Origin of the sequence: Microcystis sp. LE19-8.1F (assembly GCF_027531715.1) — a bacterium.
In the GTDB taxonomy this organism is placed as follows: domain Bacteria; phylum Cyanobacteriota; class Cyanobacteriia; order Cyanobacteriales; family Microcystaceae; genus Microcystis; species Microcystis wesenbergii_A.
In genome coordinates this window covers 1-17,467 of record NZ_JAPZSO010000044.1, presented here as the reverse complement: position 1 = coordinate 17,467, position 17,467 = coordinate 1, and the positions used below count along the sequence as shown (strand labels likewise).

The window sequence follows — 17,467 nt, the reverse complement described above, 5'->3', positions numbered from 1 at the left end:
TCTAAAAAGGCGTAGAAAAGAGCGGCTACTGTGGGAGAGTAGTATCCATGCCTCTAGGAAAGGCAGTTCTTCTCCTTCTCTGCTGCCCCAGGAGAGTCCTTCCACAGAGTCAATGCCACTGGCGGCTTGACATCCCCCCCCCTGAACGGTTACGATGTGACGGATTTAAAGATAGGGCAAGCGGTGTTAACGGGAAAAGTTGAGGGAATAGAAAATCGACTAAACTCATGGGAGGAAAACCAGAAATATGTGAAAACTTTTTTTCTGAGCAGTAATCCCTAAATTCTTGTTTCCCTTGCAATTTTTCTAAAAACTATCAGGATGAAGCGCCGTCAATTTCTCACTAATTCCGCCCTAACTGCTGTTAGTTTTTCCCTAGTTCCTAGAAAAGTCGTTAGCACTAATTTTCCTCTGATTAAACCGCCACATCTACAACCGGGGGACGGAGTGGGTATTATTAGTCCGGCGGGGGCAACTTTTAAAGAAGATGATTTGAATATAGTTATCGAAGCAGTTAAAGCTTTAAAATTAGTCCCAAAAGTTGGTCAACACGCTTTAGATCGTTATGGTTATTTAGCAGGTAAAGATAGGGAGCGAGCGTCGGATATAAATCAATTTTTTGCCGATGATAATATTGCCCTAATTTTACCAATTCGCGGCGGTTGGGGAAGCGCTCGTTTATTACCTTATCTCGACTACGATTTAATTGGCCGTCATCCGAAAATTATCTGTGGTTTTAGTGATATAACTTCTTTATTATTAGCTATTTATGCCAAAACTGGTTTAGTTACTTTCCATGCTCCCAATGGCTTTTCTAGTTGGCGCACCGCTCAAACTGAAAGCTTTCGACAGGTTTTATTTTCCGGGGAAAAGTTGACTTTTAGAAATATTCCCGATCCCGATGATGCCAATCGTTTAATGCGGGTAAAAAATCGGATTCAAACTATTACTAAAGGTCAAGCAAAAGGTAAATTAATCGGTGGTAATTTAACCACTTTAGCCTCGATCGCAGGTTCTCCCTATCTACCAGATTTTACCAGTGCTATCCTATTTTTAGAAGATATTGGTGAAGATATTTATGAAATAGATCGCCTGTTAAATCAATTAAAATTAGCGGGAATTCTCGATAATTTAGCTGGTTTTATCTTCGGTCAATGCAGCAATTGTAGCGCCAATAGTGACTATGGTTCCTTGACTTTAGAAGAAGTGATCCGAGAATATATTCAACCCTTAAAAATTCCCGCTTGTCTAGGATTAACTATCGGACATTTAGAAATTATTGAAACTATTCCCATCGGTATTGCAGTAGAATTTGATGCGAATCAGGGAACAATTACTATGTTAGAATCGGCGGTTAGTAAACCGTAAAATAGGTGACTGTTGCTATTCCCTTTTTTAACTGATAACGGAATATTTAGACTGGCGAAGTTACATTATGGGCGCACGCAGTTCGATCAACTCACTGACCACGGTGCGCCCCTACCATTGGCGCAATAATATTATTGTCGGGGCGAATTGCATTCGCCCTTTCCTCGATAATATTTGCTCATCACCATAACCCTGAATGACACACCGTATTTTTTCAAGTTTAAGGCTGCTTGATCTGGATTCCAGTCAAACTTTCATAATTAAAATAGTCACTCGCACTGTTGGTCACTATCATTGGCAATCCCTAAAAATATATAGCTGATTACTGATTACTGATTACTGATAACTAATTACTGATTACTGTCGCGGTTGTACGGGGAAACCTTGACGCTGAAGCATTTCCGCCGCGTCTTGGCCAGGTTGATAGTTGATGCCGAGGGTAGAGGTGGCCGTATCTTCGATGATTTTGGGAGTGAGGAGAATGATCACCTCGCTGCGAGTATTGCTATTGCTACGACTGCGGAATAAAGCCCCTAAAATGGGAATATCGCCTAAAATCGGCACTTTTGTCTCGTTAGTCTGTTGGCGCTCTTGGATAATGCCGGAAAGAATTAAACTCTGTCCATCCCGGAGACGAATCACCCCAGAAGTTAATTCCCGACGAATCAGGGGGGTAAGGGTGTTGACTGTGAGACCACCGCTATCAAATTCAATTGGAGACCCCGGAGTGGCAACAGTGGGACTAACGGACAGGGAAATAAAGCCGTTATCATCCACCTGATCGATGTTTACCGCTAAAGTTAATCCAGCATCGGCCAGTACAGGGGTAGTGGTGCGTACGCCACTGAGAGGATCCACCTGTGTGTTAACACTTTCTAGCACTTTCTCGGTCAGCTTAACGGTGGCCTGTTGACCTTCCTGCACCACCAGCGAGGGATCGGTGAGAATCTTGGCATTTCCTGTCTGAATTGACGCTTGCAGGGTCATCAGGAATTTTTGGGGATATTGGAAGAGGGTCGGGGGCTCGTATTCATACTCTATTATTCCCGTCTCTGGGTCAATAGTAATATCACTCAATCCGGGTTGGAAGGGGTTAACAGTGCGACCAAAACTAGGGCGCGAGTAGGGTGTCAGACCCCCTGAAAAGTCATTCGGTCCCCGGTTAACACGCCCAAAGGGAGCGCCATTCTGAATGTCAAAAAAAGGTTGAATTTCTGCTGTCCCCGTACCCGATATGATATCAAAAATCGGTACAACAGGCTGTGCAAAAGCCCCCGGTCTGCCTACAGTTGAGCTAGTGGGTGGGTTCATATTACCAAAGTTCAGCACTGCTGCCCCGTTATCTTGAACGAAGAAACCATCGTTAAAACCGAAGGAAAAACTACTGCTAAAACTGTCGGTATTGAGCAGGTTGACATCAATAACTTTCACATTGACCACTACCTGACGGCGACGGGCATCCAGTTGGGTTAATAAAGATGTGGCGATCTGGACTTGGCGGGGTTCGCCGATTAAATTGATAGAATTAAGGCGATCATCGGCGGCGATTCTTAAACCAGTTAAAAGTAAGGCCGCTTTTGAGCCTTCTGTGTTTTGGGGGGCCAGTGGCTCTAGGGTGGGAGGAGTATCCCGGCGACCAGTCACCCGTCCGGTGAGGGGATCGACGATATCCTCGGTTTGGGTAACTAAACGCTGGTATTCTGCCCCTTGGGTGGCGAGGAAAATGGCGGCGGCGACAGCTTTAACTTGGTTGAGACGCAGGGTGCGGCTAATCAGATTGCGAGCGCCTTGGGGTAATTGCGCCCCAACAAAGATAGTTGTACCCTGACGGTTGGCCTGTAATCCGGAAACTAACAACACGGCGTTAAAAATGCTTTCCACCGATTCGTTAGTAAATTCCAAGGAAACTGTCTGAGAAGTGGCGTTAGCTTCCCCCTGGGCGCTGGTGAAAACGACGTTATAACCAGCAATGTTAGCAAGGGTCATTAACACTTCTCTAGCGGAAGCTTCCCGGAGTAAAACACGAGGTACGGTGACATTGCGATCAAATTTGACCTTTTCGGCACTAGCATCGATGTTAGAGATGGCAATGTCTCCCACCGGTGGGGCGACGGCTCGCGGTAGGGTGGGAGCGCCGGGAGCTTGGGGGGCGCCTTGAATGATAATTTCCGGGTTGGGAACAAGGGGCGCACTTTGGGCGAGCAGTTTTTCACTGGCTAAAATGCGATCGCTGATTTCCTTTTGTACGGCATCGGGGGTGGGAACGAAATTCTTAGGTCTTTTTTGTAAATTTTCTTGACTAAACTCTTGCGAAAATTCAATTTTTGATGTACTAGATTTTAACTCTGAACCATCGAAGGATTCGGGGGTTTCGGCCAAGGCGCTCAGGGGAGCCATCAATAAAAACGAGGCAATTTGCGGGATAAACAGGGCATAGCGAGACTGATTCACTTTAATTTCACTCCTCACAATTAGGGGATTCAACGGATAAAAAACGCAATACTGACAATGGAATCAAGACTATTTAATCATTGAAAGTTCTCCTATTGGGGCGGACTAGCGGCGGGTTGACCTTCGGCGGGTGGTTGACCTTCAGCGGGGGGGGGCGGTGCTAATTTCGCCAATTCTTCAGCATTGAGAGGAATAATCACATTGAGAAGAAAGGTGGTAGTAACGGGTTGATCGCCTTGGCGCTCGATAGTGGCTTTATTGTTACCGGTACTAACCACTTTAACCGCCGATCCTTCCTTTTCCATCTGGGTATTGAGACTATTCAGCAAAATCAGCGGTTGTAATCTTTCTAAATCCCGAATCACCTTTTGGCTGTTAGTATAGTTCCCTTCGATCTTGACGTTAAAAGTTTGACGCTTGAGCTTATTATTAACCGCACTACCGAGGGAACTATCGGAGACCAGCACCGGCTCTAGTCCTTGGGGCTGGAAACTAATCAGCTTAACATTGTGAGACTTAAATATCTTGCTAATATCTAAGAGAATTGTGCTTAAGTTCTTTTCTTGAGCAAAAAGCGCCAGAATTTGCTGTTTAGTTGCCTCTTTTTGTTGCAACTGACTCTCGATTTTTTGGAATTCCGTGGCACCGAGACCGCTTGTTTGTTGATCTACCTGTTGTTGTTTGCTATCTTTATCGATTTGCAGTTGCTGCAAGATACTATAAGCGGGTATCACCCAGTTAAAAAGCAGATAGAGGGAGCCAAGTAAACCCACCACACCAGCGGTGATGCCACTATTGCGGGGAGTAAAAGTTATCCCGAAAGCGGTGGGATACTGGTCAAGTTCCTCTAATTCCCTGTCCTCATTGGCAATGTATTCTTCAGTAAAGGTCATGGTTGAATGGCTCCTTGGTCTTTGAGGGTATTAATCCTAGTGACAACTCCTTCCGCTCCATTACGTTTCAGCTGTTTCAGTTGTTCAGTAGCGGGGGTATCACTTAATTGGGCGGTGATCACAAATTGAACCGCTTGGGGGAAACTAACACTAATATTTTTGTACTCATTGGCCACCTGTACGGGCAAATCGGCCAGGGCAGCACTTTCGATCACCGTTTTCTTACCCTGTAAAAAAGGAGAAGCTTGTAGGGTTAAGAGATAATCATTGACTGCTTCGTAACTACTGGCAAAACCACTAATTTTTAACTGAGTAGCCGGATTCGGTTGCCCTTGCCCCGGGTTTGCGGGAACATCCACCTGTTGCAGACTGGTTAGCTGGACACTAGGGGGAGTTTGTAGACGAATTTCTTGGAGAATGGCTGACCAAGGCCTAATCTGATTGAATACAGTTACCAGAGCTTGATTTTCTGCTTCTACCGCCGTTAATTGCCCTTTTAAATCCTCTATTTTTTTACTTTGGCCTTGCAGTTGACCTAATTTCCCGTCCAGTGTCTGAATTGTGGCCTGAGTTGCGCTGGTTTGCCAACCGACGATTAAACCGAGTAATCCCGTCAGGGCCAATAATCCGGCCCCCACTCCCACACCGATCAACAGGGGTTTTTGTTTACTCAGGTTAATAGCGGTGGGCATCTTGTCCGCGGTGGTTTTTTCGCCCGTTTGCTTAAGATGGCGATCCTTGAGAAAATTAACGTCAAGACTATACATAATTTTTGTCTATACCTCCCGTAATCCTAAACCGAGAACTGTTCCTAACCCCGGTCTTCGGGTATTGGGAATCTCTTGATTGATATCTAAGTTTAGCGCTGCGATCGGATCGATTGGCATGGTGGGGACGCTGAGATGTCGGGTAAAATACTCGTCTAGTTGTGCTATTCCCCCCCCGGGACCGGCTAAAAGTAACTGGACGATTTCCAGTTGCTCACTTTGGTTAACATAGAAGTTAATCGATCGCCGCAATTCATCGGTTAATTCTCCTAAAACCCGCATCAGTGCCATTATCCCAGCGTTAGTAGAGACTTGCGAAGTGCCAGTATTGGTGCTAAGACTATCAAAGCCAGTAATCGGGATTGTCATCCCCAAAAGAATCTCAGGACTGCGAGAGGTGGGCAAATTCAGCGCCCTGGCCATGGCATTTTGTAGCTGGAAAGTACCGATGGGGACAGTGCGAGAAAATTGGGGAACTCCATCCACCACGATGGCAATTTCCGTGTTATCAAATTCTATATCGACAATCACGACGGCTTCATTGGAACTAAATTGTCGCAACTGTTCGCGAATTGTCCGAATTAGGGCAAAACTATTAATTTCTAGCACATCTACCTGTAATCCTGCCTGTTGGAAGGTTGACCTATAGGCATCGGTGATTTCCCGACGAGTGGCAACTAATAAGACTTGTACCTTTTCAATCCCGTCTTCACCCTGAAAGTAGCCCAGTTTTTGGTAGTCGAGATCCACTTCCTCGCGAGGATAGGGCAGATATAAACTGGCCTCATGATTTAAGACTGTATCGTGCAATTCCTGATCGTCCAATTCCGAGGGAATGGGGATAATCCGGATAATTGACTCGCGCATGGGGACACCAGTAGCGACTTGTTTGCTAGTAATTTGATTTTCCTTGAGTAATTCTTGGATTAATTGCGCTAAAGCGGGGGAATCGGCGATTTTTCCCTCCTCAAAGATGCCTTCCGGGATATCCGACGAACAATATTTAACTAATTTATAGTTTTGTCCCTGTTTGGCGATCTGAGCGACGTTAATGCGCTCTGGGGTAATCTCTAAGCCAACACCTGGAGATTTTCTTGTCAACAGCTTCTTAAAAAAACTTACCATAGATTTTCCTCGGCAGCTCTAAGGGAATTGGTGATTAACAAAGCAAACAATTTTTTGACCTGATTTCATCTAGTCCCGATCAAGGCAGTAAATCAGTCTATAAACGATCTTGACTGGGTAAATTACCCAGAAAAGGTGAAAATCGAGGAGTAGAGAACCTATTCCTGTACTCGCTACGGCGGATTCAGGCTCAGTCTGGTACATCTTCTAAGGGTCAAGGCTTATCCAATAAGGAGTTGTCTGTGCCAGATAGATAGAGGAACCGCCGTAACCCGATTATCTTTGTTCAGCTCGAGGTTAATCTCGAGGGGGTGAGAGGAGAGGAAGTGCCTATTGATGGTGACATTGTAATCAATTTTGGTGAAAGAACCAAGTCCAAGCTAAAAATTGGCCATTACCCCCCCCTTTTTTTCTACTCCACTAGATCAAGTCAGCTTTCCCTAGTTAGGGTTTGCGGCAAAAAGTTTTTCGTGGGGGCAGGGTGTCGGGTGTCGGGCATCGGGTTTTAAGCTAAGAGGCATTTTCACGGCCCGCCAATTCAAAAATGAAACGCAGGACTCCTCAAGACAAAAGTTCAAGAAATCTTAGAAGTTATTAAAATAATACAAAAATAAACTCAACGTAAACCTAAAACATTGCCAGGGAAAATCAATCATGTTTCTCCGTCCTTTCTCTATCTTAATCACCCTCTGTCTCGGTTTAGGCTTCCTTTCTCTCCCTGGTCCCGTTCAATCTTTACCTTTAAATGCGCTCGCTAAAGTCAATGCTGCCTCAACTGCTCTGGACTTTTTCAATCAGGGAGTAAAAAGATTACAACAAGGTGATCTAGAGGCTGCCATTAATAATTTTAATGAAGCCATTCGTCTTAATCCTAACTATGCTCAAGCCTATGGCAACAGAGGAATTGCCTATAGTCGTTTACAGCAATATGACCAATCCCTGGCTGATTATAACCAATTTATTCGCTTTAATCCCAATTCAGCAGCAGCTTACTATAACCGAGCAACTTTGTATGATAAATTGGGAGATTCTCAAAAAGCGATCGCCGATTATGATCCAGCAATACGACTGAATCCTAATTTCACTCAAGCAATTAGGGGCCGAGAAATTGCTCAGAATAAATTAAGAACACCTCAACAAAGTATCTCCAATACTAACGTACTCGCTCAATATTTTTCCAATGGAAGCACTGCTGAGAATTTTTTTGTTCAGGCGATGGATAAATATGACAAAGCAGATTTTGATGGTGCAATTGTCGATTTTAGCCAAGCGATTCAACTCAAACCCGACTATGCTCCAGCTTACATGGGCAGGGCAATGGCATATAAGGGTTTAGGAGATTTAGAAAATCAGATCACAGAGCTACGAAAAGCGGCAGAATTACTTCAAAAACAGGGAGATACAGAAGCATACCAGACAACCATAGATTTAATCAAAGTAACTCAGGATTTGATCGATAGCATGCGATCAAACCCTAATTCTAAACTAGCCTTTGCCCAGTTCTTTTTAAATAAGGGAATAGAGGAATGGAAAAAAGGAGATTTTGTGCAAGCGATCGCAGGTTTTAACCTGGTGATACGTCTCAATCCTAACGATGCTAGTGCTTACCTTTTTCGAGGTAATGCCTATGGTCAATTAAAAGAATATCAAAAAGCGATCGCCGACTACACCCAAACTCTTCGCCTCGATCCTAACTATGCTGATGCTTACAACCTGCGAGGGCTTGTCTATGGAATGTCAGGAAACCGTCAAAAAGCGATCGCCGACTTGCAAAAAGCAGCCAATTTATATCGGCAACAGGGTGACACGGCAAAAGCTCAAAAAGTCTTAGATTTGTTGAAAGAATTACAGCAATAAACTCAAGGTAAACCTAAAACATTCGGCCCGTTTAATCTTTACCTTTAAATGCGATCGCTTAAGTCAATGCTGCCTCAACTGCTCAGGACTTTTTCCATCAGGGAGTAAAACAACGCCAATTCAAAAATGAAACGCACGACTCCTCAAGATTTAACAGAAAAAGGCTCATCGGGTATTGTCCGAATCAATACAACCCAAATTCCGCAGGTGGAAAAAGACAAAGGAAAAGACAGAAAAAGCCGAACAATTCACTAAATATAAATACTCAAGAAAGTCTCAGGGTGAGTGCAGCTAAAACTCTATTGACAATTGGTCAATTAGGTTTTGTCCCCTTAGATATTTCTGGCTAAAACTAAATATTTAGCCACGGTGTTAGGAACTAAGCTAAGACGCATTTAAACCGCTTACTCTTAGATTAGCCGAACCGCCCCCAATCCCTTTACTGTTGCCTTTTGCCTCTTGCCTCTTGCCTCGTCTCAACAAGCAATTTAAATTACGAACAGCTTAGCGTCGTCAGACGTGGATGTTGACACTCCCGTTGCCTAGTCGAGCCGTCAGGACTCAAACGGTAAGTCTGCCAAAGGAAGCGTCAAAAGCACAAAATCTGTGAGATTAGCGTTTCCAAAGCTAATCAAGCGCGAAGCGGATTAGCCTAGTTCATTTTTTCTAGACACTATTTTTTCGTGACTTCAGGAAACCGGCGATCAAATGCTTCTGACGGGCGTGATTTTCCCGTATAATTAGGAGTTTGCACAGTGACAAAAGAAGTTAAGGAGCGAGTTCGATGGCACGAATGTACTATGATGAGGATGCCAATTTAGATTTATTAGCGGGAAAAACGATCGCTATTATTGGTTATGGTTCCCAGGGTCATGCCCACGCATTAAATCTCAAGGATAGTGGCGTTAATGTGATTGTTGGTCTATATCCCGGCAGTAAATCGGCAATCAAAGCCAAAGAAGCTGGTATTCCGGTTTATGATGTGGCCGAAGCCGCTAAAATTGCCGACTGGATCATGATCCTCTTACCAGATGAAGTGCAGAAAACGATTTATATCAACGAAATTGCCCCGAATTTAAGCGCAGGCAAGGTGTTATCTTTTGCCCACGGCTTTAATATTCATTTCGGTCAAGTGGTTCCCCCAGATAATGTCGATGTGGTTATGGTTGCTCCCAAAGGACCTGGCCATCTCGTCCGTCGCACCTACGAACAAGGTCAAGGGGTCCCCTGTTTATTCGCCGTCTATCAAGATGCTACCGGCCAAGCACGCGATCGGGCAATGGCCTACGCTAAAGGTATCGGTGGCACTCGGGCCGGGGTTTTGGAAACCACTTTCCGCGAGGAGACAGAAACCGACCTTTTTGGCGAACAGGCAGTATTATGCGGCGGTTTAAGCGCTTTAATTAAAGCTGGCTTTGAAACCCTCGTGGAAGCCGGTTATCAGCCCGAATTAGCCTATTTTGAGTGTTTACACGAGGTAAAACTGATCGTCGATCTGATCGTCGAGGGCGGTTTGGCCAAAATGCGCGATAGTATTTCCAATACAGCCGAGTACGGTGACTATACTCGCGGTCCGCGGGTGGTGACGGAAGCGACTAAGGCCGAAATGCGAAAAATCCTCCGGGAAATTCAATCGGGACAATTCGCCAGAGAGTTTGTCCTCGAAAATCAAGCAGGTAAACCTGGATTCACTGCGATGCGTCGTCAAGAGGCAGAACATTCGATCGAAGAAGTCGGCCAAGATCTGCGGGCGATGATGAGTTGGCTAAAACGCTAGTTCTCTTTTTTTTCGGTGGAGGGTTGGACGCGACGCAGGAATTCTTCCTGTTGCGTCTCCCTCTGCTGACTGGGGGGTTCTGGGGTGGGTTTGGGCATTAGGGACACTATCAACCGATTAATTTGTTCTCTGGTATTGCGGCTATAGCTACTCCAAGGTCGAGGCAAAAAAATATCGCCGACGGTGACGAAACCGAGGGCACCAAAGAGTAGGATGACGGAAATAAATCTCTTAGGCATACTCTTGATGATTCGGCGCAAAAGTTTATTTATAACTGTTAGCCGATTATTTCCATTTTAGTAGATCGCCTCTCTTGATTTGACCAGACCGATCGCCCGTAAACCGGCAATCACACCACAACCGATCACCATACCGACAAAGGAACGAATCAGATTTTCTACGGGAACGATCCCAATTAAAGCGATCCAGACTTCTTCGGGCCAGTTAAAAATCGAGTAGGTAATGGCGACGACCCCTAAATGGGAGAGGCCGCTGGCGGTCCAGGTACCCCCAAAAATTCCCGCCGCTACTAGGACAAAATTGCTACCTTTGATCCAATGGGTAAAAAGAGTCCGGGTTGGTAGGATAAATAATACCAAAGCCGACCAATCGACGAAAGCCCCAGCAATAAAGATTCGTGGCGAAATGCCGTTCAGTCCGATCGCCCGGTTAGCGTAGATAAACAGGGGAATCAGAAAAATTAACGTTAATCCTAACCACCAATAACGGCGTTTTTTGCCTAAAACCATCGTTCCCGCCACAAAACTGGCTATAATTGCCCCAAAGACCGAAATAGCGGGAATTCCTGCCGTGTAGGGGGCGAGGAAAGCCCCAATTAAGGCCCCGATGCCACCAGCGATCGCTCCAGCGATCGGGCCGAGTAACCAACCCAAGAGGGGAAAAACCGCTTGACTGAGGGGCATACTACCGCCGGAAGCGAGGACAATCGAGAAGGGAATAAAAGAAAGGGTAGTGACAATGGCGGCTAAGACGACAATATAGGCGATCGGCGCACCATCAATAGCGGCACTACTGACAGCTTCCACTTTGCGTTCTTCCCCTTCGGGGATAATATCTAGGGTCATAAGCTGTTAAGAATTTAAATTGCTTGTTGGGATCAGGCAAGAGGCACTCTTGCAAGAGGCAACACCACCCCAACCCCCCCGACGTCGGGGTGGCAAGGGGGGGGAGATTTCAGCCTATCATCCTCTGGTTTGATCTTCTTCGGGCAATGATTGATTTTTTCGATAAGACCGCACGGTAATGTGATCTAAATCCGTTGAGTATAGGCTACATATCAGGACAGGCAAGAGGCACTCTTGCAAGAGGCAAGAGGCACTCTTGCAAAACGGAGAATAAATAATCAGTTTTTAATAACCGGATTTAGTATGACATCCAAACAGATAAAACTAAAAAACAGTAGCACCAGCTTTTGGCGTATATCCGCAAAAACTGGCACCGTCTATCTACTGACTTTCATATATTTAAGGTCTTTATCTTGGCTGACCTCATTTCAAATTATCTATAGTATCTCCTACTTTTCGCTATTTCCCTCTATACTTAATTATTTTTTAATATTTACTTTTGTGAGGATTGGTCAGGTTTGATTAAGTAATGCTGCGGATGGAGGGAAACGCCGAGAATTTGTGATATCCACACCTCAAAATCGTGGATTGGATAAGCTTGCCCCCCCGTCAAGGGATTTACCATTGGTTTCACCAGAATGGTAAACATTCCCAGACGATTTCCCGCTAAAACATCGGTAAACAAGCGATCGCCAACCATAGCAATTTGTTGGGGGGGAAGTCCCATGGCTGCCATCGCTTGCCGAAGTTTGCGTCGAGAGGGTTTCACCGCACCGAGAAGGTAGGGAAGTTGTAAATTATCAGCGATCGCACCGATCCGATTTTCACTCAGATTATTGCTGACCAACCAAATCGGTAGATAAAGACGCAAGGAATCGACCCAACGCTGTAAATCCTCAGAAACCGTGGTTTCCTGGAGGGGAACAAGGGTATCGTCCACATCGAGAATCAATCCCTTAATCTGACGCTGACTCAAAATCTCCAGACTGAGACCGAGAATCGTATCCCCTAAAATTAAATCAGGTTGTAGAATTTTTGCTCTAGTCATTAACTTCTCAAAAATAACTGGCACTGAGTCGATCAAACTCAGCTTGATCAAAAAACCGTTGCCTTATTTAGTATAAATGACCGACTGCCTCTGAAAATCTTCCCCGGTCAATCCCTTCACTTGGCCGCTTGAATCACCTGTAAACTGCCACCAGCGTATAATTTTTGTTGACAATCACGAAAACCGAGCGCCTGTAAAGATTGGATCAGATCCGTATCGATAAATTGCCAAGCGGTATGGGTTTCAAATAATTGCAAAAATAGGGCCAAAGAAGGCCAAAAAAGCGGGTTAGTGGGTCGATGAAAATCCACGAGGGCAAAAATTCCCCCCGGTCTGAGAACTCGATACACTTCTTTAAGGATTTCCTGTAACTGCTCCGGTTCCATTTCGTGGAGAGCGGTGCTAGTATGCACAAGGGCGAATTCTCCGGCACTAAAGGGCATTTTTTCGGCTAATCCCTCCACATAATGCGCTTGCGGCACCGCTAAACTAGCTCGCTCCAGGGCCCGGAAAGAGACATCTAAACCGGTACAGCGATCGGATAGGGGTACTAAATAACGGGTGGTTTGACCCGCACCACAACAGAGATCGAGGATAGGGTCATTTTTAGCGATTTTTAAACCTTCTAGGGCCAATTGCCGAAAACAGGACTCCCCACCCACCGCTAGGGCAGCCAGACGGGAGATACCATCGTAAAGCCATTGATATTGATAACTGAGGGGACGTAAAATTGTAGCCAAGATCAACCTCCAAGATTTGATTAAGTTCTCTGTAGCCTGTAATTTGTTTTAACGGTTCCACCGATATATTGTTAAACTTGGTAAAGAATCTGAAAATTTAAAAATTATCTGTTAACACTATGGGTCGCGTTGGCGTTTTATTATTAAATTTGGGTGGGCCGGAGCGGTTAGAGGATGTGCGTCCTTTTCTATTTAACCTTTTTTCTGACCCAGAGATCATCCGTTTACCGATCAAAGGATTACAAAAACCGTTAGCTTGGTTAATATCGACGCTAAGAGCGAGTAAATCCAGGGAAAATTACCGTCAGATTGGTGGTGGCTCCCCTTTACTCAAGATTACGGAAGCACAGGCCACGGCACTGCAACAACGTCTCGCGGAAATGGGGCGCGAGGTGAGCGTTTATATCGGGATGCGTTACTGGAATCCCTTCACCGAAGAGGCGATCGAGCGGATTAAACGGGATCATATCAAAAAATTGGTTATTCTTCCCCTTTATCCCCAATTTTCCATCAGCACCAGTGGTTCCAGTTTTCGTGTACTGGAGGAAATGTGGCAGCAGGATCCCTATCTGCGTTTGACGGAATATACTCTCATCCCCTCTTGGTACGATCATCCCACTTATCTGAGCGCTATGGCGGATCTGATTGCGCGAGAATTAGAGCAGTGTCCTAATCCTGACCAAGTACATATCTTTTTTAGCGCCCATGGTGTCCCCCAAAGTTATGTGGAGGAAGCGGGAGATCCTTATCAAAGGGAAATTGAAGAATGCACTAGGGCGATCATGCGTACGCTAAACCGACCCAATCAGTACACTTTAGCCTATCAAAGTCGCGTCGGTCCGGTGGAATGGCTAAAACCCTATACTGAAGATGCTTTAAAAGGGTTGGGAGAGCAGGGAATTAAGCATTTACTGGTCGTGCCGATTAGCTTTGTCTCGGAACATATCGAAACTCTGCAAGAAATTGATATAGAGTACCGAGAAGTGGCGGAAGAAGCGGGAATTGAACATTTTCAGCGAGTACCGGCTCTTAACACTCACCCGATGTTTATCGAATCTCTCTCCCAGTTAGTGGTCAAATCCTTAGAGGAAAAACCCACCACTTTCGAGCAAATTACCCATCCGAAAGCGAATATGAAAATGTATCCCCAGGAGCGTTGGGAATGGGGGATGACAACGGCAGCTGAGGTGTGGAATGGTCGATTAGCGATGATCGGTTTTCTGGCAATTATTATCGAATTAATTACCGGTCAAGGACCGTTACATTTTGTTGGTTTATTATAACCTCGATCTTCGCTGCCATTGCTTTTGATGGTAACTACCAAAATAAGGTTGGGTTTAACTATATTTAACCCAACCATTGGCGATTTTATCTCTTAGGACATCATATTAGCAGAACGAACATTAACGTTAACTTCTAGCCTGCCATTGCCGAGCATATCTAACCCAGTGACGCTAAACAGATTAGCTTTAATCCCCCTTTCCTGAAAATTAGCCTGTAATTCTTTGATGAGAACCTCTTCCACTTTCCCTTCATCATCTGCTAGAGCTTGGACGATTTTAGCGGCGAAAGAGCCAATTTTTGCGCTCAATATTTCTTCCACATTGGTAATCTCGATAATAACCATTGATTTTTCTTCTTAGTAGAGGACAAATAGCTTAACAAGCAATAAGAACAGAATTTGCAAGAAAATAGAGCTGCTCTCATCTTAGGAATCAGTATAACCCGCACTGTTCCCGCCCAAACGTAAATAGGCTTCAATAAAGCTATCTAAATCCCCATTCATTACCCCGCTAACATCAGTGGTTTCCACATTACTGCGGAGATCCTTAACCAATTGATAGGGATGAAAAACATAGTTACGGATTTGATTGCCCCAAGCGGCCTCCACCATATCGCCGCGAATTTCGGCGATCGCTTGAGCCTGTTGTTCCCGAGCGATAATTAACAATTTCGCCTTTAATAAAGCTAGGGCTTTTTCTTTATTTTGTAATTGCGATCGCTCTTGGGTACAACGCACAGCGATACCTGTGGGAAGATGAACTACACGCACGGCAGTTTCCACTTTATTAACATTTTGTCCACCTTTTCCCCCCGATCTAGTGGTGGTAATTTCTAAATCTTTATCGGGAATTTCTACCCTCACCGCATCATCGCCCAAAATTGGCATCACTTCCACCCCGGCGAAACTGGTTTGACGTTTACCATTAGCATTAAAAGGGGATATTCTTACTAACCGATGGGTGCCTTTTTCTCCTTTCAGATAACCGTAAGCATAAGTTCCGGCAATTTCAATTGTCACCGATTTAATTCCCGCTTCATCTCCTTCTGATATTTCCGCTAAAGTGACTTTATAACCCTGTTTCTCGGCCCAGCGAGAATACATTCTCAGGAGCATTTCTGTCCAATCCTGGGCATCGGTTCCCCCGGCCCCCGCATTAATCGTTAAAACTGCTCCTTTTGGGTCGTAGGGACCATTTAAAAGCTGTTGCAATTCCCAATGATCGAGGTCATGCTGTAAATGAGTTAAATTGTCCGTCGCTTCTTCTAGTAAAGTTCGATCGGACTCTAATTCTAATAACTCGATAATTGCCTTGGTATCTTCTAATTGTTCACACCAACCCTGATAGGTTTCTAAAGAAGATTTACATTCGTTTAGTTCTTGCAGGGTTTTTTGAGCAGTATCGGGATTATCCCAAAAAGTGGGGACGGCTGCCACCTGTTCTAAGTCTTTAATTTTCGCCCTTAAAGTGGGTAAGTCAAAGATAGTCCTGGGTTTTACCCAGGCGCAATCCTACTATCTCGATACCTTTTTTTAGTTCCGATATTTCCATGTTATCAGTTAAGTAAGTGGTTCTAATTAAACGATAGATTTTGGGTTCGATCCCCCCTGCCCCCCTTGATAAGGGGGGTGCCGATCCCCCCTTAATCCCCCCTTAATAAGGGGGGCATCTAACAATTTTTAAAGGCTAAAATGGTACGATCGATCCGCGCAGGGGGGCAAGAGTTTGTAAAGCGTTTTCAGCCTTATCGCGACTGCTAAACGCGCCTATTTGCCAGACGCGACGACCTTGGTGGGAAGTGGGGAAAGCGTCGGGATAGAGAGAACGAACCTTAGTGCGATCGCTTTCGGTTTTAGCTTCAATTACTACTTTAAAGCCTTTGCGGCCACTATTGCTCATATTACCACTACTGGGATTAGCAGCCGGTCGATTAAAAGTAATCACATCCGATAAACTTCTCTGATTGCCTAGGTTGCGCGGCGGCGGGGGTGGTACAATTGCATTATTATTCTGAGCATTGGCTTGCCCTGAGCCAAGTCGAAGGGGAGGAGTCAGGGGAGGTAAATTAGGGGTAACAGGGGTCTGTGGCGTAAAATTTGGCTCTGGTACTGGATTAGTGACCCCTGGCCGAGGATTGCTCTGTACTGCTGTTTCTGCAGCCGTAAAGGTATATTCTCGCACTTCGGGATTAGCAGCAGGATTAACCGGTGTTTCTGCTTTGACGGATTCTCTGGGGAGGGGTGTGGGGGGGATAGACGATTGGGTACCCGCGAGTAATTCCGGGGGAGGATTGAAATTGGGACTATCGGCAGTTAGATAGATATGACTGAGATTTTGACTGGCTAGACTGCGTTTAGTAAAGCGCCAGCCATCGATGAGATAAATTTGCATTAAACCGGTCCCTAAACCTTTTGTCCGTCCAATAATTACCTCCGATTGCCTGGGATTGCGGGGGGTTCCCACGAGGACTAATTCCCCGTTGCGTTGTACGATACGCAGCAGGTATTCTAAACCGTAATCTTTGCCCTGAATGCGAAGGGAATAACCGTTACTGTCGGTGGCCCGTTCACAACTGCCGGTAAAATCGAAATCGAGGAGCAGAGGCTGAACAATGGTCGGTTCTGTGCCATTTACCGCCCAACATTGGCGTTTTCCTGGGATTTGTTGCAAAATCAGTAAATCGTATTTACCGTTACCGTAGGGTCGGGCAATAGCGATAAAATCCTCTTGATTAACTTCTCGTTGTTCAAAGAGAGTCGCTTGACTAGGTGTAGTCAGGAGACAACCCCCCAGAAGTGAAAACAGTAGGGTAAATTTTAAGGATGATTTTAGATTCATAAATAGAGTGCGTTGTTATGGAGATCGTACTTGCATTTATTTTATCGATCTAGACGCAAGCGAGAGAATTTTGTTTTCCTAGGGGAAATAGTTTTAAGTAGTCGTGCAAAATTAATTTCCTAGTCGAGACAGGAGACGGTCGTCAGGAGACGGTCGTCAGGAGACGGGGACTCCGGGACAGCTATCAGGGATCAGATTTGAATTTTTAGTTCACTGTTTACTGGTCACAGCAAAA

At 45.2% G+C, this 17,467-nt stretch carries 17 protein-coding genes and 1 pseudogene; 7 read left to right on the top strand and 11 right to left on the bottom strand.

Annotated elements, in window-relative coordinates; all coding sequences use genetic code 11:
* Nucleotides 1-153 precede the first annotated feature (153 nt).
* The 3 genes and pseudogenes from O9334_RS22800 to O9334_RS05040 form a co-directional block, all read left to right on the top strand.
* A pseudogene (locus O9334_RS22800) lies at nucleotides 154-282 on the top strand (polyhydroxyalkanoate biosynthesis repressor PhaR); the annotation flags it as partial.
* 39 nt (nucleotides 283-321) lie between these two features.
* A complete protein-coding gene (locus O9334_RS05045; protein ID WP_045361105.1) occupies nucleotides 322-1,368 on the top strand; it encodes a S66 peptidase family protein in 1,047 nt (348 codons plus the stop codon).
* Between the two features lie 67 nt (nucleotides 1,369-1,435).
* The gene (locus O9334_RS05040) at nucleotides 1,436-1,558 is read left to right on the top strand and encodes a hypothetical protein (RefSeq protein WP_274518360.1); all 123 of its coding nucleotides are present in this window, start codon (nucleotides 1,436-1,438) and stop codon (nucleotides 1,556-1,558) included.
* A 167-nt stretch (nucleotides 1,559-1,725) separates the two neighbouring features.
* On the opposite strand, the gene O9334_RS05035 is transcribed toward O9334_RS05040, so the two are convergent.
* From O9334_RS05035 to pilM, 4 genes are all read right to left on the bottom strand, one after another.
* A complete protein-coding gene (locus tag O9334_RS05035) occupies nucleotides 1,726-3,819 on the bottom strand; it encodes a secretin GspD/PilQ domain-containing protein (RefSeq protein ID WP_045361107.1) in 2,094 nt (697 codons plus the stop codon).
* Nucleotides 3,820-3,911: 92 nt separating this feature from the next.
* Complete coding sequence (locus tag O9334_RS05030; protein WP_045361109.1) at nucleotides 3,912-4,712, bottom strand: hypothetical protein; 801 nt, start codon at nucleotides 4,710-4,712, stop codon at nucleotides 3,912-3,914.
* Nucleotides 4,709-5,479 carry a PilN domain-containing protein gene (locus O9334_RS05025; protein WP_045361110.1) on the bottom strand — a complete coding sequence of 257 codons (771 nt, stop codon included), beginning with the start codon at nucleotides 5,477-5,479 and terminating at the stop codon, nucleotides 4,709-4,711. Before O9334_RS05025 ends, O9334_RS05030 begins: the two co-directional genes overlap by 4 nt.
* Before the next feature lie 9 nt (nucleotides 5,480-5,488).
* The gene (gene pilM, locus O9334_RS05020; protein ID WP_045361113.1) at nucleotides 5,489-6,604 is read right to left on the bottom strand and encodes a type IV pilus assembly protein PilM; all 1,116 of its coding nucleotides are present in this window, start codon (nucleotides 6,602-6,604) and stop codon (nucleotides 5,489-5,491) included.
* A gap of 654 nt (nucleotides 6,605-7,258) precedes the next feature.
* Here pilM and O9334_RS05015 point away from each other — a divergent pair.
* From O9334_RS05015 to ilvC, 3 genes are all read left to right on the top strand, one after another.
* Nucleotides 7,259-8,461 (top strand): tetratricopeptide repeat protein, encoded by a 1,203-nt coding sequence (locus tag O9334_RS05015; RefSeq protein WP_287999615.1) that lies wholly within the window; start codon nucleotides 7,259-7,261, stop codon nucleotides 8,459-8,461.
* A gap of 126 nt (nucleotides 8,462-8,587) precedes the next feature.
* Nucleotides 8,588-8,716, top strand: a complete 129-nt coding sequence (locus tag O9334_RS05010) for a hypothetical protein (RefSeq protein ID WP_260441226.1) — start codon at nucleotides 8,588-8,590, stop codon at nucleotides 8,714-8,716.
* Nucleotides 8,717-9,245: 529 nt separating this feature from the next.
* On the top strand, nucleotides 9,246-10,238 hold the full coding sequence (gene ilvC, locus O9334_RS05005) for a ketol-acid reductoisomerase (protein WP_045361115.1): 993 nt from the start codon (nucleotides 9,246-9,248) through the stop codon (nucleotides 10,236-10,238).
* Here the strand turns inward: ilvC and O9334_RS05000 are convergent.
* The 4 genes from O9334_RS05000 to O9334_RS04985 all read right to left on the bottom strand — a co-directional run bounded on the left by O9334_RS05000 (nucleotide 10,235) and on the right by O9334_RS04985 (nucleotide 13,111).
* Nucleotides 10,235-10,477 carry a hypothetical protein gene (locus O9334_RS05000; protein WP_045361117.1) on the bottom strand — a complete coding sequence of 81 codons (243 nt, stop codon included), beginning with the start codon at nucleotides 10,475-10,477 and terminating at the stop codon, nucleotides 10,235-10,237. The genes ilvC and O9334_RS05000 overlap by 4 nt on opposite strands.
* A 57-nt stretch (nucleotides 10,478-10,534) precedes the next feature.
* Nucleotides 10,535-11,323 carry an ECF transporter S component gene (locus O9334_RS04995; RefSeq protein WP_045361119.1) on the bottom strand — a complete coding sequence of 263 codons (789 nt, stop codon included), beginning with the start codon at nucleotides 11,321-11,323 and terminating at the stop codon, nucleotides 10,535-10,537.
* 493 nt (nucleotides 11,324-11,816) lie between these two features.
* Nucleotides 11,817-12,371, bottom strand: coding sequence for a YqeG family HAD IIIA-type phosphatase (locus O9334_RS04990; RefSeq protein WP_045361120.1), 555 nt, complete (start codon nucleotides 12,369-12,371; stop codon nucleotides 11,817-11,819).
* Nucleotides 12,372-12,487: 116 nt separating this feature from the next.
* Nucleotides 12,488-13,111, bottom strand: a complete 624-nt coding sequence (locus O9334_RS04985; RefSeq protein ID WP_045361251.1) for a class I SAM-dependent methyltransferase — start codon at nucleotides 13,109-13,111, stop codon at nucleotides 12,488-12,490.
* Nucleotides 13,112-13,230: 119 nt separating this feature from the next.
* Here O9334_RS04985 and hemH point away from each other — a divergent pair, with 119 nt between their 5' ends.
* The gene (gene hemH / locus O9334_RS04980) at nucleotides 13,231-14,394 is read left to right on the top strand and encodes a ferrochelatase (protein WP_045361122.1); all 1,164 of its coding nucleotides are present in this window, start codon (nucleotides 13,231-13,233) and stop codon (nucleotides 14,392-14,394) included.
* Between the two features lie 92 nt (nucleotides 14,395-14,486).
* On the opposite strand, the gene O9334_RS04975 is transcribed toward hemH, so the two are convergent.
* From O9334_RS04975 to O9334_RS04965, 3 genes are all read right to left on the bottom strand, one after another.
* Nucleotides 14,487-14,738, bottom strand: a complete 252-nt coding sequence (locus O9334_RS04975) for a DUF8653 family protein (protein ID WP_002739055.1) — start codon at nucleotides 14,736-14,738, stop codon at nucleotides 14,487-14,489.
* An 81-nt stretch (nucleotides 14,739-14,819) separates the two neighbouring features.
* Nucleotides 14,820-15,945, bottom strand: a protein-coding gene (gene prfB, locus O9334_RS04970) for a peptide chain release factor 2 (RefSeq protein ID WP_190381079.1) whose coding sequence is annotated in 2 segments (ribosomal slippage) — nucleotides 14,820-15,872 and nucleotides 15,874-15,945 — 1,125 coding nt in all. Because the reading frame shifts where the segments join, the coding sequence is not laid out codon by codon here.
* Between the two features lie 135 nt (nucleotides 15,946-16,080).
* Entirely contained in the window at nucleotides 16,081-17,232 is a 1,152-nt protein-coding gene (locus tag O9334_RS04965; RefSeq protein ID WP_045361126.1) for a DUF3747 domain-containing protein, read from the bottom strand.
* Between the last annotated feature and the right edge of the window lie 235 nt (nucleotides 17,233-17,467).

Excerpts from the sequence above, each read along its gene's own strand:
- O9334_RS05045 (WP_045361105.1), top strand. The coding sequence starts at position 322 with ATGAAGCGCCGTCAATTTCTCACTAATTCCGCCCTAACTGCTGTTAGT.
- O9334_RS05040 (WP_274518360.1), top strand. The coding sequence starts at position 1,436 with ATGGGCGCACGCAGTTCGATCAACTCACTGACCACGGTGCGCCCCTAC.
- O9334_RS05030 (WP_045361109.1), bottom strand. The coding sequence starts at position 4,712 with ATGACCTTTACTGAAGAATACATTGCCAATGAGGACAGGGAATTAGAG.
- O9334_RS05025 (WP_045361110.1), bottom strand. The coding sequence starts at position 5,479 with ATGTATAGTCTTGACGTTAATTTTCTCAAGGATCGCCATCTTAAGCAA.
- pilM (WP_045361113.1), bottom strand. The coding sequence starts at position 6,604 with ATGGTAAGTTTTTTTAAGAAGCTGTTGACAAGAAAATCTCCAGGTGTT.
- O9334_RS05015 (WP_287999615.1), top strand. The coding sequence starts at position 7,259 with ATGTTTCTCCGTCCTTTCTCTATCTTAATCACCCTCTGTCTCGGTTTA.
- O9334_RS05010 (WP_260441226.1), top strand. The coding sequence starts at position 8,588 with ATGAAACGCACGACTCCTCAAGATTTAACAGAAAAAGGCTCATCGGGT.
- ilvC (WP_045361115.1), top strand. The coding sequence starts at position 9,246 with ATGGCACGAATGTACTATGATGAGGATGCCAATTTAGATTTATTAGCG.
- O9334_RS05000 (WP_045361117.1), bottom strand. The coding sequence starts at position 10,477 with ATGCCTAAGAGATTTATTTCCGTCATCCTACTCTTTGGTGCCCTCGGT.
- O9334_RS04995 (WP_045361119.1), bottom strand. The coding sequence starts at position 11,323 with ATGACCCTAGATATTATCCCCGAAGGGGAAGAACGCAAAGTGGAAGCT.
- O9334_RS04990 (WP_045361120.1), bottom strand. The coding sequence starts at position 12,371 with ATGACTAGAGCAAAAATTCTACAACCTGATTTAATTTTAGGGGATACG.
- hemH (WP_045361122.1), top strand. The coding sequence starts at position 13,231 with ATGGGTCGCGTTGGCGTTTTATTATTAAATTTGGGTGGGCCGGAGCGG.
- O9334_RS04975 (WP_002739055.1), bottom strand. The coding sequence starts at position 14,738 with ATGGTTATTATCGAGATTACCAATGTGGAAGAAATATTGAGCGCAAAA.
- O9334_RS04965 (WP_045361126.1), bottom strand. The coding sequence starts at position 17,232 with ATGAATCTAAAATCATCCTTAAAATTTACCCTACTGTTTTCACTTCTG.